Origin of the sequence: Mucilaginibacter sp. (assembly GCF_965225845.1) — a bacterium.
Classification (GTDB): domain Bacteria; phylum Bacteroidota; class Bacteroidia; order Sphingobacteriales; family Sphingobacteriaceae; genus Mucilaginibacter.
This window is the reverse complement of sequence record NZ_CBDDBL010000002.1, coordinates 1995338-2022138: the sequence shown is the minus strand read 5'-3', so window position 1 is coordinate 2022138 and position 26801 is coordinate 1995338. Positions and strand designations below refer to the sequence as shown.

Below are 26801 nucleotides of genomic sequence, written 5' to 3'. Positions count from 1 at the left end.
GGATTATTTTAAATATTTATGAAGTTACAGATTAACTTTTCATTAAAAATATAACTTCATAAATATAAAAATATTATGAATTCATAGAGATCAGGAACTCTTCATTAGTTTTCGTACCCCTGATCTGGCCTTGTAAAAACTCCATTGATTCCTGTGAATTCATGTCAGCCAGGTGGTTACGTAAAATCCAAATTCGCTGTAAGGTATCACGGTCAAGCAATAAATCGTCACGGCGGGTGCTCGATGCTGTAATATCGATAGCCGGGAAGATTCGTTTGTTAGATAATTTACGATCCAACTGTAACTCCATATTTCCCGTACCTTTAAATTCTTCAAAAATAACCTCATCCATTTTAGATCCGGTTTCAGTTAAAGCAGTAGCAATGATAGTTAATGAACCGCCATCCTCAATATTACGCGCAGCACCGAAGAAGCGTTTTGGCTTATGCAACGCGTTAGCATCAACACCACCTGATAATATTTTACCTGATGCTGGCGCAACTGTATTATAAGCACGCGCAAGGCGGGTAATAGAGTCTAATAAAATAACTACATCATGGCCGCACTCAACCATGCGTTTTGCTTTCTCCAGTACAATATTGGCTATTTTAACGTGGCGCTCAGCAGGCTCATCAAATGTTGATGAAACAACCTCGGCGCGTACACTGCGGGCCATATCGGTAACCTCTTCCGGACGTTCGTCGATCAATAAGATGATCAAATAAACTTCAGGGTGATTTTTAGCAATCGCGTTAGCCACATCCTTCAATAACATGGTTTTACCTGTTTTAGGTTGCGCTACGATCAAACCACGTTGTCCTTTACCTATAGGCGAGAACAAATCCATAATACGGGTTGAATAATTACCCGGATCTGTAAATAAGCTCAGTTTTTCTGATGGGAAAAGCGGTACTAAGTGGTCAAATGGTACACGGTCGCGTACTTCGGCAGGTAAACGGTTGTTAATCGCTTCTACACGCACCAAAGGGAAATATTTTTCGCCTTCTTTTGGCGGCCTGATGCTACCGCGAACGGTATCACCGGTTTTTAAGCCAAATAGTTTTATTTGCGACTGTGATACGTAAATATCATCAGGCGAAGTTAAATAGTTATAGTCAGATGAACGCAGGAAACCGTAACCATCGGGCATTATTTCCAGTACACCTTCGTTTATAATAACATTATCAAAATCAAGGTTAATAGCAGGCTCCTGGTTTTTAGCCTGGACGTTATTCTGGTTAATGCGGCGCTCGAATTTTTGCGGGCGAGCTTCAGCAGGAGCCGCCTGTTCTTCAGTTTTTACTGGTGTTTCATCACTTTGGCCCGGTTGTTCTGTTTCAGCAACGGGATCAGCAGCAACAATTTCCTGTTCTTCTTCCTGTTGGGGCTCATCATCCTGTTCATCAAACAGGTTGGTGTCATCCAAAGGAACCTCAATGCGAGGTTCGGTAGAGCTTTTTATAGTGCGTAGCCTTTTGCGGCCTTTGTCTGCTGCTTCAGGGGCTGGTTTTTCGGTATCATCTTGTTTAGGAGAGTAGTTATTTTCAACTGTGCTTTGCTGGGCCCGGGCGGCCTCTATTAAATTTTGCTGTTCAACTATGGCTGTGATCAACTGTGCCTTTCTAAGGTCATCAGCTTCAGCAATACCTAAACTTTTTGCAATTTCGCGCAACTCCGAAACGAGTTTGTCGTTCAATTCAATTGTATCAGACATGAGATGGATTATAGTTCAAAAAAGATTGTTATTGTTTATTTGTTTTGCAACAATAAATATTCCCGCTGTTTTTAAGATTAACCCGGAAGTATTTATCTGAGAGAAATTTATCCTGCAATTTGCTGTGAATATCTAAAAACCTGTACTACTAATATTTGACGTGGATTTTTAAATTGTTTCTTTAGCGCAAGAAAAATTCAAAGGAAAACGATGCAATTGTAGACATTTTATTTCAGATTTCAAATTATTTAAATAAATATCGCTTATACCTATAACTGTTAAGCTATTTTTTAGTTTTTTTGATGATTAAATAATCTCCCCAGTTCATGATCTCCCGCCAACAGCTAATAGAGCAGATAAAACTAAAAAAATCATTTTTATGTGTAGGCCTCGATACCGATATCGATAAGATACCTACGTTCCTGAAAAGCTATCCTGACCCAATTTTTGAATTTAACAAGCGGATCATAGATGCTACAAAAGATTTATGCATATCCTACAAACCCAATGCTGCTTTTTATGAAAGCCGTGGTTTAAAAGGCCTGCAAAGCCTCATAGCTACTGAAAACTATTTACCTGCTGACACTTTAAATATTATTGATGCCAAAAGGGGAGATATAGGCAATACATCAGGTATGTACGCCAAAGCTTTTTTTGACAAGGAAGCTACCGGGATGAGCTTTGACGCCATAACCGTAGCGCCATATATGGGTAACGATAGTGTAACCCCATTTTTAGCTTTCGAAGGAAAATGGGTGATCATTTTAGCACTAACTTCATCGGTGGGAAGTAAGGATTTTCAATATTTACAAACGGAGAACGGTACGCTATATGAGTCAGTGATCCAAAAAGCCAATACCTGGGCCGGTTCGGATAGGATAATGTATGTGGTGGGGGCAACCAAAAGCGTTGAATTTACGAATATTCGCAAATATGCACCTGACAATTTCTTACTTGTTCCCGGAGTTGGTGCACAGGGCGGAAACCTGCAAGAGGTTTGCCAATACGGAATGACCAAAGATTGCGGTTTAATCGTAAATGCATCACGTTCTATAATTTACGCAAGCAATGGCGAAGATTTTGCTGACGCAGCCCGTGCCGAGGCTTTAAAGATTCAGCAGGAAATGCAGGTGGAATTAAAAAAGGTTAGAATTATATAAAAAATGTCATTGCGAGAAACGAAGCAATCGCGAAATGTACATATTCGTTTTACTTCGTGCGATTGCTTCGTTCCTTCCAATGACATGGTTTTTAATTTTTTATCGCGTCATCCTCTGACGGTTCCAACTTCCCTTCAATAGAATCATCAAACGTTTTACCTAACACCGCTCCCGCAGCCATTTTAACAAAAGCAACGGCTGCCCCATGCTTGTTATCCCAGTAATAGCCTTGTGTAGGCGAAAACTGAATCACACGGATTCGAGGATCATCTTTACCTTCGGTAAACCATGTTTTAACTAATGGGTTCCATAATTCTTCTATTTTTTGCTTGTCGGCAGTAATGGTGGTAGTACCGTACAAACTTAAAAAGCCCGCATGCGCCGATGCCTGGAATAATAGTTGAACCATTGGGTCTTCCTTAACTTCTTCGTTTTTGTGGCTGTCAACCGCGCTCAGAAACCAGATATCGCCGTTATCGTCAAATTTTTGAAACGACATTGGCCTTGCTGAAAATGGCAAGCCGGTTTTAATATCGCTGCAAAAAAAGCAGGTTTTAGCATCTTCGGCTATTTCTTTGGCTTTGGCCCATGCTTCAGCGCCTTCTAAATTCTTGAAATTATCTTCTGGCTGTTCTTTATTAATACTGTCCATAACGTTATTTTAATTGGTAGATGTTAAATACTAACCAACAAATAATGCTATTGTGTTACATTAATTAATTTTTTTGATAGAATAATAACTTTAGTGAAATAGGTTGTACTATGCAAACATCACCTTCCGCTCCGGGAACTTAGTGGCGTAGCCTGTTACGATATTCCTGATGTAGTCATTGCCCGGGTAGGGTGTAAGGTGTTGCTTTAGCTGTTGCATATCATCAACCTTAAAATGGTGCGATACATAACCCATCCCATAAAAACGGCCTTTTTCGATCAATATGCAGCTATGTTCGTCGGCGCTGCGGCCTTCATCGCGGATAGCAAAAGTTGGCAATGCTTCATTTAGTGATTCAATAGCTATGGTCACCTTTTGATTATATTCATCGGGCGACATGCTACCAGTACAGGCGCAGCCATCCTTATGTATGCCAATACATTCTGCATTGTTCTTTTGGATGAAACATAGCTTAGGGCAAAGCTCAAAGGTATCTATCAGCTTATTCAGCAAGCTATAACCTTCAAACAGCGTATTGCAGGTGTAAACCGGCATCTGAAATTTATGATGCTTATCAACCGCTAAGCGTATGTAGCCGCGTTGGTCTATATAATCATATAGTGCATAAGCTTGCTCAAATCGTTTTAATGAACGGTTATATTTAGGCCATAACCTTTTAATCTCTACAGCCTCCAGCACAAATGCAATTAATTCCGTCCCACATTCCTGGAAAGTAATATGGTGAATGTTCCGCATAAATTCCTGTCGCTGCTGGCCGGTATTGTTACCTGTAAAATGACTGCAGACACGCTTCTTAATATTCTTCGCCTTACCCACATAAATTGCCTTGCCCTTTTCATCATGAAAATAATAAACGCCGGGCATCATTGGTAGCTTTTCAATATCAGCCTTGGGAAGGTTAGGCGGCAAAACCTGCTCTTTAGAGTTTTGCTTTAAAGCTTTGGTAATGTGGTTATCCTTATCTTTTTGCAGCAACAATGTGAATAGCTCTGCAGTCGCGTCCGCATCCCCGCCTGCACGGTGGCGGCTATTATTGCCAATACCTAAATGGTGACAAAGCTTACCCAAACTGTAAGACGGCAATCCCGGCAATATCTTGCGCCCAAGCCTTACCGTACATAACTTATTGCATTGCAGGTCATACCCAACCGAAGCCAAGTGATGACGCACAAAAGAATGATCGAAATTAACATTATGCGCAACGAAGATCTTGCCATGCAGCAGGTGATAAATATCATGCGCCACATCTTTAAACAGTGGCGCTTCACTCACCATTTCGTTACTAATACCGGTCAAAGCACGGATATAGATAGGAATATCGCGTTGCGGATTGACCAGGGTTTCGTATCGTTCAATTACCTTTTTGCCATTGTGAATGCAAATAGCAATTTCAGTTATGCCATTCGCGCTGGCATGCCCCCCTGTCGTCTCAATATCCACAATTGCATACATGGATGTAAATGTAGAAAATGTTTGCTAATATATTTAGTTAAAAATAAAAAAGTATAAAGATATATCACTATTTGAGGTAGTTATTTAGTGGAATTTTAAATGCAGTTTTACTGGTTTCAAATTTATTTTACTCGTACTGCAGCAAACTGATTTCCGGTAATTGTATCTACCAGCCACATAGGATGTTCTTCCCACTCGCCATTCTGATAGTCTAAACAACGAACAAGAAGGTGCCCTACTTTATCTTTATAAATTGTTCCGTAAAAGTAAATTTCACGGATATCATTACCTTCACCAAAGTCAGTATTAGGCACTTCTTGCCAACTCTTTGGTATATATTCTGGATTTTCAAGCAAAAAATCCAGCAGATTTGCATTAAAAGCTCTGCTTGCCTCAAGCTGTTTAGTGAAAGTATTTAAAGGAACTAAACGATGGATTTTTTGATCAAATCGCATTAATTTTACTTTCGCAGGATCCCAGGAAAACAAACCTTCCTTTTTATGACTAACAATTTTCCAGCCATATGGTACAGATGGACTTTCATTAAGATCTACAAAATATTTATCATAATGAATCTCCGGTTTAGTTGATTTATCGAAAAATGTTAAGATGCAAGTACCTTTATTTAAACTGCCAAAATTGAAGGATAATTCATATCGCCAAAGACCTTTTTTTTGTCTGGTTACCTCAGTGTATCCCCAGATTCCCCTTTTAGCATTTAAAGTTGGCTCGTCACCGAGCGAGGTTACAGGCGTTTCAATTGGGAACTGATTAGGGTATATTTCTCGCGCAAGCAATAATCCTTGTGTTCCTGCTAAATAAGCGTGTTGTTTTTTTAAAAGTTCTTCACAACCAGCGAGCGTGGTATCCAATGTTAATAGAACTAATCTTACACGATAGGTATGCCCGGGTATAAGCTTATATAAGGTATTTGAAAACGTTTTACTATTTAAAGTATCGCCATATAACTCTGTAACCTTAAGCCCTTTTGTTTTATTAGTAAACTCGTCAATTGACTTATCATGATTATAATTTAACGGAACTGTAAGATTAAACTCTGAAATGACATGTCCGAACAGATTTGCTCTATACGTATTTTGTCTTTCACTTGCAAAAGATGATTGTATCGTTACCACCCGGAGTAACAACAATATCAATAATTTTCTCTTCATTCAGTTGTTAAGATTTAGTATTACTAAAGTACGTTTTTCGCATTAAATTATTTTTATTTTCACGAGTCAATTTGCGCGAACTAACTCCTGAAAATGACATGGACTAAAAACTAAAAAAGCCACAACTTTTGTTGTGACTTTTAATAATTTATAGAGCTAATTTCTAATTTCTATTTCTTTTTATTCGGCGCTGTTGCCAATTGTTTTTGTTTCATCATCTCATCCATACGGGCCTGGAAACCTGATTTTTTCTTTTTGGTATCTTCGGGTTTCTTTTTGTTTTCCTGGATCTGGGCATGTATCTTCTTGTCATCAACCATAAACCTGATCAGGTATTGTTGCAGGAAGGTTAGCATGTTCGCCAAAAAATAATAATAGTTCAACCCTGATGGATAGCTATTCAGGGTTGCAAGAAAAATGATAGGCGTTACATAACCTATATATTTCATTTGCCCGGTTGCACCCGAGATCTGGTTGTTGAAGTAAGTGTATATCAACGTCGATATGGTCATCAACAAACACATTAAACTGATGTGGTCGCAACTAAAGAATAAAATGTGTACCGGCGCAAATGAGATCACCGAATCATAAGTCGATAAATCATGCATCCATAAAAAACTTTGTCCGCGCAGCTCAAACAAACTTGGGAAAAAGCGGAAGAACGCGAACACGATAGGCATTTGGATCAGTAGCGGTAAACAGCCGCCCAATGGGTTTACGCCTGCTTTTTTGTAAAGTTTTAAATATTCCTGCTGTAATAGGGTAGGGTTATCCTCTCCAACTTTTGCTTTGATCTCATCCATTTCAGGTTTTAATACCCTCATTTTGGCCATCGATAAGTACGATTTGTAAGTTAATGGCGATAAAACCAATTTCAGAATTAGTGTTAAGGCCAAAATTATCAGGCCGTAATTCCAGTTAAACTGTTTCAAAAAGTCGAATACAGGCAGTGTAGCAAACCTATTGATGTATTTCAATGGTCCCGGGCCTAAATCAATTTGTTTTTCCAGGCTAAATCCTTCGTCCTTTAGCATGTGGAATTCATTCGGCTCAAAATAAAAATTCATCGGAAATGTACCGTCATTGCTGCGTGCCAGCACAAGGTTGGTTTTCATTTCCTTAATGATGTTATGTTCGCTGGTGTCTGTTATTGAAGCAACACTTGCTTTGCTGAATAAGGCATCCTTTGCTAAGATCACGCTCGAAAAAAAGTGCGCTTTAAATGATACCCATTGTGTTTTTTTATCGGCGATGGTTAAGCTGTCATCTTTAGTAGTACTCAAATCATCAACAGTGTTATCATCTGTTTTATAGTAAGCAGCAGTATAACGGCGTTCCTGGTCAATATCTTTTTCCTGTTTAGGTAAGCTTGCCGACCAATCGATATTTATGGTATTACTGTTAGGAATTACATTGTCTAAACCGGTTTCCTTTACCGTGAACCCAACTTTAAAACCGGTTCCATTCAAGGTATAAATGTAATCGACATATTGAGTAGGGCTGTAGCTTAACCGCATAGTAACCGAACCTGAATCTTTAGCTGCAACGGTTAGCTGCTGCGCGCTTGGTTTAAAAAACAGGTTATTGGTGTTTATATTTTTGTTATCGGCAATAAAGCTTAGGCCAAACTGGTTTTGATCACCAGTGAACAAAACTAACGGCTTGCCATCAAAAGTTTTAAACTTTTTAAGCTGGACCGAATAGATCCTGCCACCGTGATTACTCAATTTAATAAGTAATTCTTCGTTCTCAATTGTTACAAAACTTTGTGTTCCAACCGTAGTTGCATCAAAACCTTTTAAGTGAGAGGTATCAGCCTGGGTAATAATCTTGGAAGTATCGGCTTTTTTAACTGCAACAGCAGGTTCAGCACCTTTGATCAGGTGCCTTTTGATGGAGTCCTGGTGCGCTGCGATCTCCGCTTTTTTAATATCTTCCTTAGAAGGTTTAATTAAATAAAACGATCCGAAAATGATCAGCATGATCAGGAATAATCCTGTAAATGTATTTCTATCCATTATGTATTAAACGTAATTAGTTCTTGCGGGCGTAAGCCAGCGAAGCGGCGACAAAGTTAATAAAAAGTGGATGCGGATTAGCAACTGTTGATTTTAATTCTGGGTGAAATTGTGCACCTACAAAAAACGGGTGGTTTTTCAACTCAACTATCTCTACCAGATTGTTTTCCGGGTTGATGCCTGATGGGGTTAAACCGGCAGTTTCGTAATCTTTTAGATAAGAGTTGTTAAACTCAAAACGATGCCTGTGGCGTTCGGTGATATGCTGCTTACCATATATTGCAGAAGCCTTGCTGCCTTTTTTAAGGTCGCAAGGGTATGAGCCTAAGCGCATAGTGCCGCCTTTATTAACTATCTTTTTCTGCTCCTCCATCATGTTGATCACCGGGTTAGGGGTGTCAGGATTCATTTCGGTGCTGTTGGCATCTTTCAAGCCCAAAACATTACGGCCATATTCAACAACCGCGCATTGCATCCCTAAACAGATGCCGAAAAATGGAATATTATTTTCGCGAACATACCGGATCGCCTCAATTTTACCTTCAAAACCACGCTGACCGAAGCCTGGCGCAACCAATACACCATGCAACCCTTTTAAGCGCTCAACCGCGTTTTCAGGTGTTAATTGCTCGGAGTGGATAAAATCTACCTTAACCTTACACTCGTTTTTAGATCCCGCGTGGATGAAAGCCTCGGTGATCGATTTATAAGCATCCGGCAGCTCTACATATTTACCTACCAAACCAATCCTGATCTCTGAAGTAGGGTTTTTCAACCTGCCTAAAAATTCTTTCCAGTTGTCCAGGTTTGGCTCATGTTTGTGCGATAATTTTAATTTGGTCAATACCGTTTTGTCCAACTGCTCTTTCAGCATCAGCAAAGGCACATCGTAAATCGTCTGTGCATCTATTGACTCTATAACCGCATTGATATTCACATTACAGAACTGGGCTATCTTTTTACGGATATCCATATTGATGTGATGCTCGGTACGGCAAACCAGGATATCCGGCTGAATACCATACTCCAGTAACATTTTAACCGAATGCTGGGTAGGTTTGGTTTTTAATTCGCCTGCAGCAGCAAGGAATGGAATTAAGGTTAAGTGAATTACAATTGAATTACCTGAACCAACTTCCCACTTAAACTGGCGTACAGCTTCGATGTATGGTAACGACTCAATATCACCTACAGTGCCACCTAATTCAGTAATCACGATATCATACTCCCCGCTTTCGCCTAAAATTCTGAAATTCCTTTTGATCTCATCGGTAATATGCGGGACTACCTGAACGGTTTTACCTAAAAATGCACCTTCACGTTCTTTGTTGATCACATTTTGGTAGATGCGGCCCGTGGTAATGTTGTTGGCTTTTGAAGTAGGGGTATTCAGGAAACGCTCGTAGTGGCCAAGGTCCAGGTCGGTTTCGGCGCCATCCTCGGTAACATAGCATTCGCCGTGTTCGTAAGGGTTAAGTGTTCCCGGATCGATGTTAATATAAGGGTCGAATTTTTGAATGGTTACACGGTAACCGCGAGATTGGAGAAGCTTAGCCAGTGAAGCTGAAATAATACCTTTCCCTAACGACGAAGTAACGCCGCCCGTAACAAATATGTATTTAGTCATGATTCTGAGTGAAATCGGCCCCGGTTTTATGCCGGAACAAATTGTTTGTGTACGGGATACAAAAGTAACAAAATTTTCAGGTTTCGCCACATTTGTTGAGAAAATAGAAGTGGCTGTGGATTAGAATCACGTATTGTAATTAATTAAAGAATTAAGAAATATTATTTACTTTGTCCGGTGTATTCATAAACCGAACCCTCCGGAAATTGATATAATTTAGTCAGGTTTTCCCGCTTTACAATATCCTGCAACCCAATCAGCTCCGGGTTATTCAAGTTATTAAACCAGATCAAATAATAATGCTTTACCCCAAAAAACTGGTCGACTGTATTTTTAAAATAACGGTGCGGAAGTAATTTAGATGTAGCTCCCGTAAAAAAGTAAACCGCCTCATCAGCATCGGTATAAATAGGCACACCGGCTTTGTAAATATCTTTATGCGACTTTAAAAACGGCACGAACTGCGATTTATTCCAGTCATCATCACTGTAGCCCGGTACACCGTAGTCGTTTTCATCATCATAGCGCTGGTAATCGGTCATCGCTAACGAATACTCTGAAAATAACATCAACACCACAAAAGGAATAGCGAAAGCAATTTGTCTACTAAGTTTAATCCCTTTTAACAGATCCGGAACCCAGCAAGTTAACCCTATTAATAAGCAAATGTACATTGGCGATAATAGCCTGCTATTAAGCATCTCAAATCGCGATACACTGGCTAATACAGGTATAAATATCCCATAAAACGCTGCGAACATAATTACGATATTTTCTATAGAATTAATTTTACGGGTAAATGCCCGCCAAACAATGATCGCCACTAAAAACAGTAATAAAAAGCAAATTATCAATATAGAATAAGGATAAGCCGAATGCGGCAAGCCAAGCCAATCGCACATTACATTACCCGAATAATAAAGGTTTTTACTTAGCGGGGTAATAGCCGGCTCACGGGTACCGGTGCTTAAACCGGTAGATAGCCTATTCAATATCAGGTTGCAAACCAATAACGATATAGAGATAAATCCGAATGTTAAAATATGACCGATTTTTTTACAGATCACCAATTGATTGTCCAGCAACATCATCAATCCACCGGCACCAATCAGCGTAACACCTGCATAGCGGGTAATGCAACTAATTGCAACTAATACGCTAACCAATATCAAGCTACCCATGGTATGCTTTTGCATATAATTTTGATAGGCCAACACAAATAGCATGATCTCCAATATAAACAGTGTTTCTGACCACAAATAGGTGTAGATCTCTAATAAACCCGGACTTAATATAATACCGATCAACATCAGCCATTTATAAATAGGAGAGAAGGATTTGAATTTCGAGATAATCACCCCGCTGGTAAATATTACCCCGGCAAACAACAACCCGTTTATTACAGGCGCTGCAGCAATTGTACCAATCCTTGTAACAAACAGGATAACGCTCAAAAAGAAAGGATAAAATACCGGGAAAAAAACCAGCGGCGTACCATTAAAAGTAATCAGTGAGCCATGTGTGCAGATGCTCTTCGCGGTACTTGCATACATAATAGAATCGGGTGAGATACCTACACCGCTGTATTTAGTATAAATATGTATCGCGATAAAGCCAATTATCGCAGCAACTAGAGAATTAAGATTTTTTAAATACGTGTTTTGCTTCATCAATTAAGCTATCTGATCTAAAATAGTGCTCAATGGTTGGTCGCTGTCAATTAAAATCCCTTTAATCCCTGCTGCTGTTCCGGCTTCTACATCACGTTCCCTATCACCAATAAAATAAGATTGGGTTGGGTCAATGTTGTGTTCTGCTATCCCTCTCAGCAATAAGCCCGGTTTCGGCTTACGGCATTCACAGGGGCCGGTAAAGTCGGGGTGGTGTGGGCAATAATAAACATCCGTAAATTCAACGCCGTGTTCGCGATATTGTTTTTTTAGCTCGTTGTGCATTTCGGCCAGGCCTTCTTCGGTATACCAGCCCTTGGCTAAGCCACCCTGGTTGGTCGCGATGATCAGCTTATAACCTTTATCCTGTAAAGTTTTAAGCGCCTCAAAATTATCAAGCACATGAAAATCCTTCATGTACCTTATATAATCACCTATTTCCTGGTTTAACACCCCGTCACGGTCTAAAAAAACTGCTTTATTTTTCTCTGGCATCTGCTTTTATTCTATTCGGGCAAAATTAGTATTTATTTTAAATACGTTCTTATCCGTACACCAACTGTACGATATCGTACAGTTTTAAAGCCCTGTACTTGTTATAATTGTCTTATTTTTAGCTATTTATAAATTTAGTATGAGGTTTGCTCATAATTAGGCAAACCTGTCAACCATGAAAAAACTCATTACTATCACATTATTCGCTGCCTTATTTTATTCTTCATCATGCTTTGCGCAAGTTGATACCATTGCCAATATATCTGATGCTGATAAGCTATACGGACTAAGTAAATTTTGGGAAGAAACCAGTTATAACTTCGCTTATTTTGATCATACGCATATCAATTGGGATAGTACTTACCGGGCATATATACCCAAGATCCTCGCCACAAAAAATACCTGGGAATATTACCTGGTAATGTCGAAATTTTGTGCCTTATTAAAGGATGGGCACACCGATGTCGGTTTTCCGGCGCAGTTACTCACTCATAATCATTCCAGAAATAAATGGATGTATATTGAGAATTTCGACAAGCACTTTTTCGTGACCGATATGCCGGTTCAGTTTAAGGATATGGTGCCATTAGGTTCAGAATTGATTACCGTTAACGGCATCCCTGCAAAAGAATATGCCGAAAAAGAGATCATACCATATATCAGTTCATCAACCGAACATATATTATGGAATACTGCTGCCGCCATGATGTTTTACGGCACAGATTCGGCACAAGTATGGCATCTTACCCTGCGTACGCCAAAAGGTAAAATGATAGTTTATAACTATCAATTCCATACCGTGAGCCCTAAATGGGAACGACGAAGCGTAAATAAGCCCTACCAAATTTTAGAATTTAAAAAGATTGGCGATGTTGGTTATGTTAGTCTGAATACTTTTAGCGATACCGCCATCATTGGTAAATTCAAAGCTATTTTGCCACAATTGTATGCTTGTAAGGGTATTATACTGGATATTAGAAGTAACGGCGGCGGCAGCACGGAGATAGGGGCCGAGATATTGAAATATTTCACTGATAAAAGGTTGATAGGTTCTACCTGGCGCACCCGCGATAATGTAGCTGCTTACAAGGCATGGGGGCATTATGCTTTGCAGGATACTACCAAATTTGAAAAAAGGAGCGATTGGGATAAAAAAGTAATACTATCCGCCAAAGGCGATTATTGGTTTAAAGGCGATACCATGACCTTTGATAACGATGTGCATGTTAAAAAACTATCCTGCCCGCTTATCGTGCTTACCGGTAACAATACCGCGTCCGCAGCCGAAGATTTTTTAGTGATTTTAGATGGATTAAAACCGCGCGCCACTACTATGGGCCAGCGTACCTATGGCAGCACAGGCCAACCGCTTCCAATCAGCCTACCGGGGATGTCAATAGATGGAAGAATTTGTACCAAGCGTGATACTTACCCGGACGGACGTGATTTTGTGGGAATAGGCGTAATACCCGATATTGAAATTCCGCGTAATGTTAATGATGTAATTAATGGTACTGATAACGTATTAGATGCAGCCGTTATAGAAATGAACAAACAAATAAAATAACGTTATATCTCTGTTTTAGCCTTTAAAAGCCTTCAAATTTGGTTAAATAGGCACTTGTTGAAATTAAATTTTGTCTATCATATTGATATTTAATTATGATAATTTTAACAGGATTGAATTTAAATTTATGAAATCCTAAATTCAGCGAATTTTTACAGTCGTTTTTTTAATAATATGCCAAAAATCAAGAAAATATCGTAAATTTTTTTTCTGTTTTTGTATCTTCGTGGTTACACCTGAATTAATAAGGGCGATTTTACGATGAACCAAGATGATAGCCACCAGGGTCTCTACAGGCCGGAATTTGAACACGACTCCTGCGGAACAGGATTTATAACCAATATAAACGGACACAAGTCCAACCAGATTATTGATAACGCTTTAACCATGTTGGAAAACATGGAGCATAGAGGTGCGTGCGGATGTGACCCGGATAGCGGCGACGGCGCGGGTATTTTAATTCAACTGCCCCATGAGCTTTTAATGGAAGAATGCTCAAATTTAGAAATGAGCCTGCCGCAACCCGGCGAGTACGGTGTGGGCATGATATTCTTCCCGAAGGAGCCAACACTTAAAAAAGCTTGTCGTACGGTGATAGCCAATGCGATAGAAAAATTAGGTTTACACAGCTTAGGTTACCGTAAATTGGTGGTTGATTCATCAGTTATTGGCGAAACAGCGCGCCAGGCCGAACCTGATTGCGAACAGATCTTTGTTTCAAGGCCGCATAACATTACTAATGTTGATGATTTTGAGCGCAAGCTATATATATTAAGAAGGTACATCAATAAAACCATCACCGAAACTATTCCTGGTGCGGGTGAGCATTTTTATTTTACTTCTTTCTCCTGCAAAACAATTATTTACAAAGGCCAGGTTACTACTTACCAGCTGCGTAAATATTTTGCTGATTTGGCTGATCCGCGTATTGCATCCGGCTTTGCCATGATCCACTCGCGTTTCTCAACCAATACTTTCCCGTCATGGAAATTGGCACAACCATTCAGGTTGATCGCTCACAATGGCGAGATCAACACCTTGACTGGTAACTTAAACTGGTTCTATTCAGGTTTAAAATCATACGCATCCTCTTATTTTACTGCTGAGGAAATGGATATGCTTTTACCGGTTATTGATAATAACCAATCTGACTCTGCTTGTTTGGATAATATTATCGAGATCTTGTTGCACTCAGGCAGGTCGTTACCGCACGTAATGATGATGCTGATTCCTGAAGCATGGGATGGCAACGAGCAAATGGATCCGATCAAAAAGGCATTTTACGAATACCACGCTACATTAATGGAGCCTTGGGATGGTCCGGCTGCTATCACATTTACCGATGGTAAACTGGTAGGTGCTTTGTTAGATAGAAATGGCCTGCGCCCTTTACGTTATGTAATCACCAATGATGGTCGTGTCATCGCCGCATCAGAAGCCGGTGTATTGACTATTGACGAATCATCCGTTATCAAAAAAGGCCGCTTACAGCCGGGTAAAATGTTGTTGATCGATACCGAGAAAGGTAAGATCATTACTGATGATGAAATTAAGCACCAGATCGCGTCGCGCCAGCCTTATGACCGTTGGCTGGAAAATTATAAGATCCGTTTGGAAGACCTGGCAGAGCCACGTTTGGCTTTCGCGAGTTTATCCCCGGATTCGGTTTTCCGTTACCAGCAGGTATTCGGTTACAGCCGTGAGGATATCGATACCATCATTAAACCAATGGCGGTTGATGGAAAAGAACCTATCGGTTCAATGGGAACAGATGTGCCTTTGGCGATCCTGTCCGACAGGCCACAACATTTATCAAGTTATTTTAAACAGTTCTTTGCGCAGGTTACCAATCCTCCGATCGACCCGATCCGTGAGCGTTTGGTAATGAGTTTGGCTACTTTTATAGGTAATAATGGCAATTTATTGGATGAAGACAAAATGCATTGCCATTGCGTAATGCTTAAACACCCGATATTAAAAAACAACCAGCTTGAAAAGCTGCGCAGTATTGATACCGGCATGTTCCATGCTAAAACATTGCAGACTTATTTTAAAGCTGACGGTTTACCTGGATCCTTACAAAAAGGAATCGAGCGTGTTTGCCGTTATGCTGAGGATGCAGTTGAAGACGGTTTCGAGGTGTTAATTTTGTCCGACCGCGCTATTGATTCTGAGCACGCGCCTATACCATCATTGTTGGCAGTATCTGCAGTCCATCACCACCTGATCAAAAAAGGCCGCCGGGGTTCGGTGGGCTTAGTTGTTGAAGCAGGGGATGTTTGGGAAGTACACCACTTTGCTTGTTTACTGGCATTTGGTGCGACTGCCATCAATCCGTACCTGGCAATGTCGACCATTGAAACCATTAAACGCGATGGTAGCCTGGAAACCAGCCTTGATGAAAAATATCTGTTAAAGAACTATGTGAAATCCATTAATGATGGCTTGCTGAAGATCTTCTCAAAAATGGGGATCTCGACTTTACAGTCTTATCATGGTTCACAGATCTTCGAAATATTAGGTTTAAATAAAGATGTTGTAGGCAAATACTTCTGCGGTGCAGTTACCCGTATTGAAGGTTTGGGCCTTGATGAAATAGCCCGCGAAGCACTTTGTAAACATAAGATTGGTTTTGGCGCATCTAAAAATGCCGATAATCAGTTGCTGACCGAAGGCGGTATTTACCAGTGGAAACGCCGCGGCGAAGCACACTTATTTAACCCGACTACCGTTCACTTATTGCAGCATGCTACCCGCAGCAATGATTATAACGTTTACAAGAACTACGCTAAAGTAATTAATGAGCAGGGCGAAAAGCACTTCACCATACGTGGTTTACTTGATTTTACCCATCACCGCGAATCTATCAGCATAGATGAGGTTGAACCAGCTGAAAATATTATGAAACGCTTTGCAACAGGCGCCATGTCTTTCGGTTCTATCTCGCATGAAGCGCATAGCACCATGGCTATTGCTATGAATCGTATCGGTGGCAAAAGCAATACCGGTGAGGGTGGTGAGGACGAAATGCGCTACGAGATCATGGAGAATGGTGATTCGATGCGTTCTGCTATTAAACAAATAGCTTCTGCACGTTTCGGAGTGACCTCAAATTACCTGACTAATGCTGATGAGCTCCAAATTAAAATGGCGCAAGGTGCAAAACCAGGCGAAGGTGGGCAACTACCGGGCCATAAGGTTGATGAATGGATAGCTAAAACACGTCACTCAACACCCGGGGTTGGCTTAATATCGCCGCCGCCGCACCACGATATATATTCTATCGAGGATCTGGCCCAACTGATCTTCGACTTGAAAAATGCTAACCGCGCTGCACGTATCAATGTTAAATTGGTATCAAAAGCAGGCGTCGGTACCATTGCCGCTGGCGTTGCCAAAGCACATGCCGACGTGATCCTGATCGCAGGTTACGATGGCGGTACTGGTGCATCGCCAATAAGCTCTGTTAAACATGCGGGCTTACCGTGGGAGCTTGGTCTATCAGAAGCTCACCAAACTTTGGTTCGCAACAAACTGCGTAGCAGGGTAGTACTGCAAACTGATGGCCAGTTAAAAACAGGTCGTGACTTAGCAATTGCCGCTTTATTGGGCGCTGAAGAATGGGGCGTTGCTACTGCAGCTTTAGTTGCAGGCGGTTGTATCATGATGCGTAAATGCCATTTAAATACCTGCCCGGTAGGTGTTGCTACCCAAGATCCTGAATTAAGGAAATTATTTAGCGGTAAACCGGAGCATGTGGTAAACCTGTTCAGGTTTATGGCTGAAGAGTTGCGCGAGATTATGGCGGAATTAGGTTTCCGTACCATAAATGAAATGGTTGGCCGTGTACAATTCCTGAAGGTAAAAGATAATCTGACTAACTGGAAAGCTAAGAAAGTTGATCTTGCAGGCTTATTACACCCTGTAACCAATGCTAAGGGCTTAACGCTTTATAACAGCGAGAAGCAAGACCACGGCATGGACGAGATACTGGACTGGAAACTATTGGAAACTGCCAAACCTGCATTGGAAGACAAAACCCCGGTATTTGCAAGTTTTGATGTAAAAAATACAGACCGTACAATAGGTACATTACTATCGAATGAGATCTCTAAGATCTACGGTTCAGCAGCATTGCCTGATAACACCATCAATATAAAATTTAAGGGTTCGGCCGGTCAAAGTTTTGGCGCTTTCACTACAAAAGGCATTTCTTTTGAGTTAGAGGGAGAAGCGAATGATTACGTTGGTAAAGGCTTATCCGGTGCGCAGCTGGCTATCTATCCATCAGAAAAAGCAAAATTTACTGCCGCTGAAAACATAATCGTAGGTAACGTGGCCCTTTATGGCGCTACATCAGGCGAGGTATTTATCCATGGTATGGCAGGCGAGCGTTTCGCGGTGCGTAACTCAGGTGCTACAACAGTTGTTGAGGGTATTGGCGACCACGGTTGCGAATATATGACAGGCGGCCGTGCATTGATCCTGGGTAAAACAGGCAGAAATTTCGCGGCTGGTATGAGTGGCGGTATTGCCTGGGTCTATAACCCGGATGGCACATTTGCCGGGAATTGCAACATGGAAATGGTTGATCTTGATCCGCTGTCGATAAAAGATGAAGAAGAGATCCTTACACTGCTACGCAAGCATATCCAGTTAACAGGCAGCCAAGTTGCCCAAAGTTTATTGAACAACTGGAAGGATGCATCAGGCAAGTTTGTTAAGGTGTATCCAAGAGAGTATAAAAAAGTATTAGAAAAGTTAGAATATCAGGCTGTAAGCTAATCACAATATGGGAAAAGTAACAGGATTTCAGGAATTTGACAGGGAACTCCCTCAAAAAACACCGGTAGCTGACCGTGTGAAGAACTATAATGAATTTGTTGGCTTATACTCCGATGAAAAGCTAAACCAGCAATCTGCACGATGTATGAATTGCGGTATACCGTTTTGTCATTCAGGTTGCCCGCTGGGTAATATAATACCTGAGTTTAACGATGCTGTATATCGTAAAAACTGGGAAGAAGCATACAACATTCTATCATCAACCAATAATTTCCCGGAGTTTACAGGTAGAATTTGCCCGGCACCATGCGAATCAGCATGTGTGCTGGGTATCAACAAACCTGCTGTAGCCATTGAGGAGATCGAAAAGCATATTATCGAAATAGCTTATGCTAACAATTTAGTTAAACCTGTAGCACCTGTAATAAAAACAGGTAAAAAAGTTGCGGTAATAGGCTCTGGCCCTGCGGGATTGGCTGCTGCCGCGCAATTGAGCAAAGCCGGTCACTCGGTTACTGTTTTTGAGCGTGACGACAGGGCAGGTGGTTTATTACGTTACGGTATCCCTGATTTTAAACTGGAAAAATGGGTGATCGATCGTCGTATTAAAGTAATGGAAGAAGACGGCGTTGAGTTTAAATACAATGTTGAAGTTGGAAAAGACCTTTCTGCCGACGAAGTGGTGCGTAACCATGATGCAGTAATATTAAGCGGTGGTTCAACCATCCCGCGCGACTTGCCTATCCCCGGCAGGGAGTTGAAAGGCATCCACTTCGCGATGAACTTTTTGAAACAACAAAATAAGCGCGTTAGTGATACCAAATTTGATGCTGAAGATATTTTCGCGACAGGTAAGGATGTGGTAGTGATTGGTGGTGGTGATACCGGCTCGGATTGTGTAGGTACATCAAACCGCCAGGGTGCTGCATCAGTTAAACAGTTCGAGGTGATGTTCCGCCCGCCTGAGGCACGTACCGCCCATATGCCTTGGCCAACTTACCCGATGGTGCTGAAAGTGACCAGTTCGCACGAGGAAGGCGCTGAGCGTTTTTGGGGGATTAACACCAAAGAATTTTTAGGCGACGATAACGGCGAGCTAAGGGCCATTAAAGTAACTGATGTAAGCTGGGAGGTTGACGTTTTAGGTCGACCAATTAAATTTACCGAGGTTGAAGGTTCAGAGCGCGAGATCGCTTGTCAGCGTGTGTTTTTGGCGATGGGTTTTGTTAATCCGCAACACGAGGGAATGCTTAAAAAATTAGGCGTTGAGCTTGATGTTCGTAAAAATGTTAATGCCGATGATAAATCATACCGTACCAACGTAAGCAAAGTATTTGCAGCAGGTGATATGCGCCGCGGACAATCACTGGTTGTTTGGGCGATATCCGAAGGCCGCGAATGCGCTCGTAAGGTTGACCAGTTTTTGATGGGGCATTCAACTTTAGAGAGCAAAGATGCGGTTAACGAGTTTGAGCAGGTATTTTAAACAGAACCTTTATTAATCAATTATAGCCTGCCGGGATACATCAGTATCCCGGCTTTTTTATTTTTCCGTTGGATTTTTCTTTCCGTCTGAAAGTTTTTCAATCATTTTATCCAAACGGTTTTGCTTTGTTTTTTCCTGTTTGGCTGATAGTATCCAAACCACATATTCCTTTTTGTTGGAGTAGGAGAGTTGCTGGTAGAACGACATTGCCGCCGTATTTTCACGCAGCTTATTCGAAATATCATGTGGAAGCATGATCAATTTGTTATCTATATCGATATAATTGCCGTATTCATTTTGCCCGATGTTAGCATTGCGGCTATCCGAAAATTTCACCGTCTTAACAGGTTTAAAACGGAAAGCTGTCCAGGTATCATCAATAGAAATAGAGGTGACAATCTTAAACCCAATTGAATAAAGCTCATCCCAAATCGACATCTTATCTACATCGCTTTTAACGCCGGAATTTTTCTTCGGATAGCTGATCCAGAATATGGTTTCAGGTTTCAATAAGGGAAGGATGGTCTTTAATGATGAAGCCAGACCATTTGTATTCTTTACAAATACTTGTATACCATCAAACATATTAGATAAATCATAGCTGATGTCGACGTCATGCGGCAATGGTTCTATTAAGGGTAAATAATTCAGAGGAGCATTATAAAACACCCATTTGCTGCATGGTTTAATTTGGAGTTTTTTGCTTAGATCGCTCATGATTTGTATAAGTCTAAGTTAAATAATTAGTGGATTGAAATTTATATACTACTTATTAACAAGATAATACAATTATGAAAGCCATAGAAAAATTAAGAGAAAGTGAAGATGTGGGCAGGAAGATGGCCATCAATAACGACTTCAACAAGTTTGCACCATCACATAAAGCAACTGGAATTGCATATAAAGCGTTTACGTGAAGTTATGATGATCAACAGCGAAATGACTGCGTAATAAATTACCCGATCATCTTCACAAAAAAGTCCCACAGCACAATACCTGCCGATACAACGATATTAAAGGAATGCTTGGTGCCAAATTGAGGGATCTCTATACACGCATCTATCAGTTGCATCACTTCGTCACTTACGCCATTAACTTCATTGCCAAATATTAGCGCGTATTTTTGTGATTTATGCGGGGTAAAGGTATTCAGCATAATGCTGTTTTCGGCCTGTTCAATGGCGATGATCTTATACCCATCCTTGCGCAACTGGTTAATAGCGTCAACAGGTGTTTCATAATAAGTCCACGCTATGGATTGCGTAGCACCCAAAGCGGTCTTCTCAATCTCACGATGCGGAGGTTGGGCGGTTATCCCGCAAAGGCAAACCTGTTCAACTGCAAACCCATCCGAAGTACGAAATATGGAACCGATGTTGTGCATGCTACGCACATTGTCCAGCACTACGGCAACCGGCAATTTATCCTGTGCCTTGAATTCATCTATCGAGGCACGGTTCAGCTCATTTAACTTTAATTTGCGGTAGTCAGTGTTTTCAGTCATCGGTGCAAATATACATCTTGAATTTGCTTCCGATACTAATTACAGCAAAGGCCCAACACCATCGCCAATCAGCGAGTTATAAACTGAAGGTGAATATCCGATTTTATCGGTATAATATTTGGTTACAGCCGCACTAAAATCATCAAAGGCACTTGCCTTAACCAAAGCTATCGCGCAGCCACCGAAACCGGCACCGGTCATTCTTGCACCGGCAACGTCTTTATCAGTTTTGGCATATTCAACAACGGTATCTAATTCCTTGCCGCTCACCTCGTACAGATCGCGCAGGGAATCATGAGAAGCGTACATTAGCTTACCAAATTCAGCAAGATTATTTGAAGCAAGCGCTTTTGCAGCTAATTTTACCCGGTCATTTTCCTCAATTACGTGTGTTGCGCGGTTTTTGACGGTCTCGTTAGTAATTAAATGCTTGTATTGGTTAAAGGTATCGGTATCAATATCACATAGATTGGTAATATCCAGCAGTTGCTGCAATTCTGTTAAGGCCATGGCACATTCCTCAACACGCTCATTGTATTTCGACTCCGCCAGTTTTCGGGGTTTGTTGGTGTTGATGATCGCCAGTACATGATCGCCTAAATTACTATTAACGGCTTCGTATTCCAGCGTATCACAATTCAGCATTAATGCTTTATTCTTCTCACCAAAGGTAACGGCAAACTGATCCATTATACCGCTATTTAAGCCGATAAAGTTATTTTCTACAGATTTCGCAAGCTTCACGATGTCAAGCTTTGATAATCCAGCGTTAAATAATTTATTGAGTGCGAAAGCGGTAACCACCTCAATAGATGCAGAAGAAGATAACCCTGAACCTATCGGGATATCGCCATAAAAAAACATATCAAGGCCGCCTAACACGTGCCCGGCTTTTACTAAATGTTGAATAACACCTAAAGGATAATTAAACCACCCTTTGCCGTCTTTTTTATAGTGAGCCTGTAGGGGTATTTCTAATGTTTCCTCAAAATTTGTGCTCCTGAAGCGGAAAACATGATCATCATTAGGTGCTGTTAACAGGTATGTGCCAAAGGTGATAGCGCATGGCATTACCAGGCCGCCATTATAATCAATATGTTCACCGATAAGGTTTACTCTGCCGGGTGAAAACCAGGCATTTGTTGCAGTTTTATTGTATAGTTTACTAAATTGTTGTTCTAATTGGTCCTTCATAATTAAGGGGAGGTAATAACCACAAATATTGTAAATATTTAGCTTATTTAAATGTTTTATTTACAGTTATTACAATTACTTTTTGATTATACAATCGGCCCATTAACCCAAACAGAATACATTTATACTTGTTGATAATATAAATTATTTCACCATGAATCAATATATTATCACCGGTTACGATTATACAGACGATGGCGCGCTTGACCGCCGTATGGCTGTTCGCCAGCATCATTTAGATAACCTGAAACATTTAAAAGAAAACAATAATTATATTTTAGGCGGCGCCATTTTAAACGATGAGGGTAAAATGATAGGGTCAGTTATGATTATGCAATTTGAGACTGAAGAAGGTTTAGAAGCCTGGAAACAAGGTGAGATCTACATCACCGAAAAAATATGGGAAACTGTTGATATTAAACCTTACCGTATTGCGCAGATTTAACAACACGCTTACAAATACAAAAGCCCGAACTCCAAAAAGTACGGGCTTTTTAATTAGGGTATATAAGTTCTTTACTTTTTGATTTTTGTTCCTGTTTGCAAGTTAATTGAATAAACAATTCCGTTCACGGTTAACGTTGCATTATAACCGCCATTAAACACAATAGAGCCGGTAGAACTGAAAGCGCCACCCTTTGATGGCATATTACCTGTAATTGTGAAAGATGCACTACCGCCGCTCTGCAAAACTTCTAAAGGTTTCGTAAGAGTTACGTTGGTAAGTGTCAGGCTAATAGTATGCGTGCCATGATAACTGGTATCGGTTTGTGATTGAAAGGAACCGCTGCGAGTATAATTTCCATTAATAATGTAAGCGGGGTAGGAAACACCTAAACCACTGATGGTAATATTAGAGCTGCCTGTAAAGGTGGATGAAAGTATGGCATTACGAACAGAACCACTGTAAGTTGATGTAGAAGTTGAACTGTGATTAAATACACCGTTAGTACAGTTTAACGCGTAGGTGTAATTGGCTTTGTAAGAATAACCATAAGAGCCTGTAGTAGTAAATGGAATGCTTCTATTAACACTATCGGTCCATACGGTGCCACATACTGAATCAATTTTGATCTTGGTTTCAGATGATAGGGTCATATCAGAAAAGCCATTTAACGAACCTTGCGAGTTTGCTGAGATGGACGCTGTAACTAAATCTGCAGCTTCATCAGTAGCGTTTGTATTTGGCTGCGTATTATAATTGTTTTTGTTGCAGGAAAATAATGCACCTGCCATTAATCCTATAAAGGCAATTGATCTAAGTGTTTTCATATAGCAATGATTAAATTTTAAGATATTGTTTGTTGGTTAGATAAAACAATATCCTAAAGGTTTAATCATTGCTATAGATTAACACAAAATAATGTTATGAGCTTATTCCTTCTAATACCTGCATATCTTCTTCAGTAAGCGGTACGTCTATTGTTTTCATGTTTTCTTCAAGGTGTTTTACACTTGATGTGCCCGGGATAAGCAATATGTTATCTGCGTGGTGCAGCAACCAGCTTAAAGCAACTTGGTAAACAGATGCACTATACTTATCTGCCACTTTTTGTAGTTTTTCCTGGCTGGCAACGTTGGCTGCATTCAATGGGAACCAAGGGATGAAAGCAATGTTGTTTTCTTTGGTGTAATCCAATACAGATTCCCATTTGCGGTTATCTACGCTGTACATGTTTTGTACAGAAACCACTTCAAAAAACTCCTGCGCTTTTTTAATATCATCCACACTTACTTCTGATAAGCCAATGTGTTTGATCTTACCATCCTGTTGTGCTTGTTTTAAAAACTCAAAGGTTTTCTCCGCTGGCACCTTTGGATCGATACGGTGTAATTGGTATAGGTCGATCTGATCCAGCTTAAGGCGTTTTAAACTGCCGTCCAAAGCTTCTTTCAGGTGCTCAGGGCTTGAGTCTACCGGCCATTGATCCGGGCCTGTACGCAATAAGCCACCTTTAGTTCCAATAACCAAACCTGATTTGTAAGGATGTAATGCCTCGGCAATCAATTCTTCAGAAACATTAGGGCCGTAGCTATCAGCTGTATCAATAAAATTTACTCCTAACTCAACAGCGCGTTTTAATACACGGATGGATTCATCATGATCTTTAGGCGGGCCCCAGATGCCTTTGCCGGTAATGCGCATAGCGCCATAACCCAATCGGTTAACTGTAAGATCGCCACCAATGCTGAAAGTCTTTTCAAATGCTATTTTTGTATCTGACATGATATTTTGTTTTTAAATACTAACCTTTTTGCGATGATTTTGTTCGGTAACAAAGACAATAGATATGTTATTTTTAGAATAAATTATGCTAAACCAAATAATGGTATATTGCAGCAAATAATTTAATATGGAAGAGCAGAATTATAGTAATCACCGCCGTTATGTAACAGGCTATCATCGTGTGTTAAGCGCTTTGCTGTTAGTTGGTTTAATAACTTCTGTTGTAAATGTGTTCAGGCACAAACCCTATCATGGTGGGTTTTTAAGCTCGGTATTGATTGTGCTGCTATTTGTGTGCTCATTTTTCTTGATGACATTTTTACGTACTTTTCCACTAAAGGCGCAGGACAGGGCAATTCGCGCTGAAGAGGGCCTGCGCTATTTTATACTTACCCGCAAACCGATAGATAGCCGCATTACCATAACCCAAATTGCCGCGCTACGTTTTGCGCCTGATGATGAACTGATTCCCTTGGTTGATCGTGCCGTTGCCGAAAATTTATCGGCGAATGATATTAAGAAGTCCATTAAAAACTGGAGAAGCGATCATCACCGGGTATAATCTCATTAAATTGATAAATGAAGCTTGAAAAACGCGATTTTGACGCCATTATTGTCGGTTCCGGACCTAACGGATTGGCGTCTGCTATTTACCTGCAACAACAAGGCTTATCTGTATTACTACTCGAAGGTAAAAGCGAAATAGGTGGAGGGCTTCGTTCTGCTGAGTTAACCTTGCCTGGTTTTATTCACGATATTTGTTCTGCCATACATCCTTTAGCAGTTGGTTCACCGTTTTTTCAGCAACTCCCATTAGCCGAACATGGCCTGAAATATATATACCCTGAAATCGCAGCGGCTCATCCGCTTGATGGTGGGAGTGCAGTTGTTTTAAAACAATCCTTAACAGAAACCGCTGAATTGTTAGGTGAAGATAAAGATGCTTATTTAAAGCTGATGCAGCCAATCGTAAATTCATGGCCTGCAATCGCGCCCGATGTTTTAGGCCCGCTGCATTTTCCTAAACATCCGTTGCAGATGGCCAGGTTTGGCTTATCAGCATTAACATCTGCCACGCATCTTTCCAAACGTTTTAAAACCGAAAAAGCAAAAGCACTTTTAGCCGGGATGGCTGCGCATTCCATGCAGCCATTAACTAATTTAACTACATCCGCAGCAGCATTAGTTTTGATGGCTAATGGACATTTAAAAGGATGGCCGATCCCCAAAGGCGGATCAAATAAAATAGCCGAAGCGTTAGCCTCTTATTTCCTATCTATAGGAGGAAAGATAGAAACTGATTTTTATGTAAAATCGCTCAGTCAATTGCCGTCGGCACATGCGGTTTTGTTTGACGTATCGCCAAAACAATTATTGCAGATAGCAGGTCATAAATTTTCGTCAATATATAAATGGCAGCTTGAACGCTACCGCTATGGGATGGGTGTTTTTAAGATAGATTGGGCTTTAGATGCGCAAATACCGTTCAAAGCCGAAGTATGCACCAAAGCCGGAACACTTCATATCGGAAATTCCATGCAGGAGATAACTGCTGGTGAACAACAAACATGGGATGGCGGGCATCCGGATAAGCCTTTTGTTTTATTAGCACAACAAAGCGTTTTTGACCCATCACGCGCTCCAGAAGGTAAACATACCGGCTGGGCCTATTGTCATGTTCCAAATGGGTCAACAGTTGATATGACTCAATCCATAGAAGACCAGGTTGAACGTTTTGCTCCCGGTTTTAAAAATACTATACTGGCAAGGCATACCATGAGTCCGGTACAGATGGAGGAATATAATCCTAATTATATCGGCGGTGATATTAACGGTGGGGTAAATGATATTGGCCAGTTGTTCACCCGTCCTGCATTACGCTGGTCCCCTTATAAAACATCTGCAACGGGTATTTATCTATGCTCATCATCAACACCACCGGGTGGGGGCGTGCATGGCATGTGTGGATATAATACAGCTAAAAGGGTCTTAAAAGATGTATTTAGCAAATAGGATTACCCTCGTATCTCAAATTCGCAAATAATTATTATTTTCGG

General features: G+C 40.7%; 21 protein-coding genes. 8 read left to right on the top strand and 13 right to left on the bottom strand.

Translation table 11 applies throughout. The annotated features are described in order from the left end of the window. Positions 1 to 73: 73 nt before the first annotated feature. Positions 74 to 1714: a transcription termination factor Rho gene (gene rho, locus ACYZ0U_RS13050; protein ID WP_461452920.1), complete on the bottom strand. Its 1641-nt coding sequence runs from the start codon at positions 1712 to 1714 to the stop codon at positions 74 to 76. A 329-nt stretch (positions 1715 to 2043) separates the two neighbouring features. Here rho and pyrF point away from each other — a divergent pair, with 329 nt between their 5' ends. Continuing rightward, on the top strand, positions 2044 to 2874 hold the full coding sequence (gene pyrF, locus ACYZ0U_RS13045; RefSeq protein ID WP_461453707.1) for an orotidine-5'-phosphate decarboxylase: 831 nt from the start codon (positions 2044 to 2046) through the stop codon (positions 2872 to 2874). A gap of 91 nt (positions 2875 to 2965) precedes the next feature. On the opposite strand, the gene ACYZ0U_RS13040 is transcribed toward pyrF, so the two are convergent. From ACYZ0U_RS13040 to ACYZ0U_RS13010, 7 genes are all read right to left on the bottom strand, one after another. Further along, the gene (locus ACYZ0U_RS13040; RefSeq protein WP_461452918.1) at positions 2966 to 3526 is read right to left on the bottom strand and encodes a pyridoxamine 5'-phosphate oxidase family protein; all 561 of its coding nucleotides are present in this window, start codon (positions 3524 to 3526) and stop codon (positions 2966 to 2968) included. Positions 3527 to 3634: 108 nt separating this feature from the next. Continuing rightward, positions 3635 to 4999: an exonuclease domain-containing protein gene (locus ACYZ0U_RS13035; protein ID WP_461452916.1), complete on the bottom strand. Its 1365-nt coding sequence runs from the start codon at positions 4997 to 4999 to the stop codon at positions 3635 to 3637. A 122-nt stretch (positions 5000 to 5121) separates the two neighbouring features. Next, positions 5122 to 6171, bottom strand: a complete 1050-nt coding sequence (locus ACYZ0U_RS13030) for a hypothetical protein (protein ID WP_461452914.1) — start codon at positions 6169 to 6171, stop codon at positions 5122 to 5124. Positions 6172 to 6341: 170 nt separating this feature from the next. Next, complete coding sequence (gene yidC, locus ACYZ0U_RS13025; protein ID WP_461452912.1) at positions 6342 to 8189, bottom strand: membrane protein insertase YidC; 1848 nt, start codon at positions 8187 to 8189, stop codon at positions 6342 to 6344. A gap of 16 nt (positions 8190 to 8205) precedes the next feature. After that, the gene (locus tag ACYZ0U_RS13020; RefSeq protein WP_461452910.1) at positions 8206 to 9816 is read right to left on the bottom strand and encodes a CTP synthase; all 1611 of its coding nucleotides are present in this window, start codon (positions 9814 to 9816) and stop codon (positions 8206 to 8208) included. A gap of 161 nt (positions 9817 to 9977) precedes the next feature. Then, on the bottom strand, positions 9978 to 11486 hold the full coding sequence (locus tag ACYZ0U_RS13015; protein WP_461452908.1) for a hypothetical protein: 1509 nt from the start codon (positions 11484 to 11486) through the stop codon (positions 9978 to 9980). 3 nt (positions 11487 to 11489) lie between these two features. Beyond that, positions 11490 to 11981 (bottom strand): D-glycero-alpha-D-manno-heptose-1,7-bisphosphate 7-phosphatase, encoded by a 492-nt coding sequence (locus ACYZ0U_RS13010; RefSeq protein ID WP_461452906.1) that lies wholly within the window; start codon positions 11979 to 11981, stop codon positions 11490 to 11492. A 175-nt stretch (positions 11982 to 12156) separates the two neighbouring features. Between ACYZ0U_RS13010 and ACYZ0U_RS13005 the strand changes: the two genes are divergently transcribed. The 3 genes from ACYZ0U_RS13005 (at position 12157) to ACYZ0U_RS12995 (ending at position 19819) form a co-directional block, all read left to right on the top strand. Beyond that, positions 12157 to 13548, top strand: a complete 1392-nt coding sequence (locus tag ACYZ0U_RS13005; RefSeq protein WP_461452904.1) for a S41 family peptidase — start codon at positions 12157 to 12159, stop codon at positions 13546 to 13548. A 261-nt stretch (positions 13549 to 13809) separates the two neighbouring features. Beyond that, a complete protein-coding gene (gene gltB / locus ACYZ0U_RS13000) occupies positions 13810 to 18333 on the top strand; it encodes a glutamate synthase large subunit (RefSeq protein ID WP_461452902.1) in 4524 nt (1507 codons plus the stop codon). A gap of 7 nt (positions 18334 to 18340) precedes the next feature. Beyond that, on the top strand, positions 18341 to 19819 hold the full coding sequence (locus ACYZ0U_RS12995; RefSeq protein WP_461452900.1) for a glutamate synthase subunit beta: 1479 nt from the start codon (positions 18341 to 18343) through the stop codon (positions 19817 to 19819). A 57-nt stretch (positions 19820 to 19876) separates the two neighbouring features. Here the strand turns inward: ACYZ0U_RS12995 and ACYZ0U_RS12990 are convergent, their stop codons facing one another. Then, positions 19877 to 20536, bottom strand: a complete 660-nt coding sequence (locus ACYZ0U_RS12990) for a YdeI/OmpD-associated family protein (protein WP_461452898.1) — start codon at positions 20534 to 20536, stop codon at positions 19877 to 19879. Positions 20537 to 20610: 74 nt separating this feature from the next. Between ACYZ0U_RS12990 and ACYZ0U_RS12985 the strand changes: the two genes are divergently transcribed. Beyond that, entirely contained in the window at positions 20611 to 20736 is a 126-nt protein-coding gene (locus ACYZ0U_RS12985) for a hypothetical protein (RefSeq protein WP_461452896.1), read from the top strand. Between the two features lie 38 nt (positions 20737 to 20774). Here ACYZ0U_RS12985 and ACYZ0U_RS12980 read toward each other — a convergent pair whose 3' ends face one another. After that, entirely contained in the window at positions 20775 to 21323 is a 549-nt protein-coding gene (locus tag ACYZ0U_RS12980; protein ID WP_461452894.1) for an RNA methyltransferase, read from the bottom strand. Between the two features lie 39 nt (positions 21324 to 21362). Next, a complete protein-coding gene (locus ACYZ0U_RS12975; RefSeq protein WP_461452892.1) occupies positions 21363 to 22517 on the bottom strand; it encodes a galactokinase in 1155 nt (384 codons plus the stop codon). A 154-nt stretch (positions 22518 to 22671) separates the two neighbouring features. On the opposite strand from ACYZ0U_RS12975, the gene ACYZ0U_RS12970 reads away from it, so the two are divergent. Continuing rightward, positions 22672 to 22962 carry a YciI family protein gene (locus tag ACYZ0U_RS12970; RefSeq protein WP_461452890.1) on the top strand — a complete coding sequence of 97 codons (291 nt, stop codon included), beginning with the start codon at positions 22672 to 22674 and terminating at the stop codon, positions 22960 to 22962. Between the two features lie 71 nt (positions 22963 to 23033). On the opposite strand, the gene ACYZ0U_RS12965 is transcribed toward ACYZ0U_RS12970, so the two are convergent. Further along, on the bottom strand, positions 23034 to 23789 hold the full coding sequence (locus tag ACYZ0U_RS12965) for a hypothetical protein (protein WP_461452888.1): 756 nt from the start codon (positions 23787 to 23789) through the stop codon (positions 23034 to 23036). A gap of 94 nt (positions 23790 to 23883) precedes the next feature. Further along, complete coding sequence (locus ACYZ0U_RS12960; protein WP_461452886.1) at positions 23884 to 24744, bottom strand: aldo/keto reductase; 861 nt, start codon at positions 24742 to 24744, stop codon at positions 23884 to 23886. A 127-nt stretch (positions 24745 to 24871) separates the two neighbouring features. Here ACYZ0U_RS12960 and ACYZ0U_RS12955 point away from each other — a divergent pair, with 127 nt between their 5' ends. Next, complete coding sequence (locus ACYZ0U_RS12955) at positions 24872 to 25306, top strand: DUF6526 family protein (protein WP_461452884.1); 435 nt, start codon at positions 24872 to 24874, stop codon at positions 25304 to 25306. 17 nt (positions 25307 to 25323) lie between these two features. Further along, a complete protein-coding gene (locus ACYZ0U_RS12950; protein WP_461452882.1) occupies positions 25324 to 26757 on the top strand; it encodes a phytoene desaturase family protein in 1434 nt (477 codons plus the stop codon). The last annotated feature ends 44 nt before the right edge of the window (positions 26758 to 26801 follow it).

Coding starts and splice junctions, on each gene's coding strand:
- rho (WP_461452920.1), bottom strand. CDS start 1,714: ATGTCTGATACAATTGAATTGAACGACAAACTCGTTTCGGAGTTGCGC.
- ACYZ0U_RS13040 (WP_461452918.1), bottom strand. CDS start 3,526: ATGGACAGTATTAATAAAGAACAGCCAGAAGATAATTTCAAGAATTTA.
- ACYZ0U_RS13035 (WP_461452916.1), bottom strand. CDS start 4,999: ATGTATGCAATTGTGGATATTGAGACGACAGGGGGGCATGCCAGCGCG.
- ACYZ0U_RS13030 (WP_461452914.1), bottom strand. CDS start 6,171: ATGAAGAGAAAATTATTGATATTGTTGTTACTCCGGGTGGTAACGATA.
- yidC (WP_461452912.1), bottom strand. CDS start 8,189: ATGGATAGAAATACATTTACAGGATTATTCCTGATCATGCTGATCATT.
- ACYZ0U_RS13020 (WP_461452910.1), bottom strand. CDS start 9,816: ATGACTAAATACATATTTGTTACGGGCGGCGTTACTTCGTCGTTAGGG.
- ACYZ0U_RS13015 (WP_461452908.1), bottom strand. CDS start 11,486: ATGAAGCAAAACACGTATTTAAAAAATCTTAATTCTCTAGTTGCTGCG.
- ACYZ0U_RS13010 (WP_461452906.1), bottom strand. CDS start 11,981: ATGCCAGAGAAAAATAAAGCAGTTTTTTTAGACCGTGACGGGGTGTTA.
- ACYZ0U_RS13005 (WP_461452904.1), top strand. CDS start 12,157: ATGAAAAAACTCATTACTATCACATTATTCGCTGCCTTATTTTATTCT.
- gltB (WP_461452902.1), top strand. CDS start 13,810: ATGAACCAAGATGATAGCCACCAGGGTCTCTACAGGCCGGAATTTGAA.
- ACYZ0U_RS12995 (WP_461452900.1), top strand. CDS start 18,341: ATGGGAAAAGTAACAGGATTTCAGGAATTTGACAGGGAACTCCCTCAA.
- ACYZ0U_RS12990 (WP_461452898.1), bottom strand. CDS start 20,536: ATGAGCGATCTAAGCAAAAAACTCCAAATTAAACCATGCAGCAAATGG.
- ACYZ0U_RS12985 (WP_461452896.1), top strand. CDS start 20,611: ATGAAAGCCATAGAAAAATTAAGAGAAAGTGAAGATGTGGGCAGGAAG.
- ACYZ0U_RS12980 (WP_461452894.1), bottom strand. CDS start 21,323: ATGACTGAAAACACTGACTACCGCAAATTAAAGTTAAATGAGCTGAAC.
- ACYZ0U_RS12975 (WP_461452892.1), bottom strand. CDS start 22,517: ATGAAGGACCAATTAGAACAACAATTTAGTAAACTATACAATAAAACT.
- ACYZ0U_RS12970 (WP_461452890.1), top strand. CDS start 22,672: ATGAATCAATATATTATCACCGGTTACGATTATACAGACGATGGCGCG.
- ACYZ0U_RS12965 (WP_461452888.1), bottom strand. CDS start 23,789: ATGAAAACACTTAGATCAATTGCCTTTATAGGATTAATGGCAGGTGCA.
- ACYZ0U_RS12960 (WP_461452886.1), bottom strand. CDS start 24,744: ATGTCAGATACAAAAATAGCATTTGAAAAGACTTTCAGCATTGGTGGC.
- ACYZ0U_RS12955 (WP_461452884.1), top strand. CDS start 24,872: ATGGAAGAGCAGAATTATAGTAATCACCGCCGTTATGTAACAGGCTAT.
- ACYZ0U_RS12950 (WP_461452882.1), top strand. CDS start 25,324: ATGAAGCTTGAAAAACGCGATTTTGACGCCATTATTGTCGGTTCCGGA.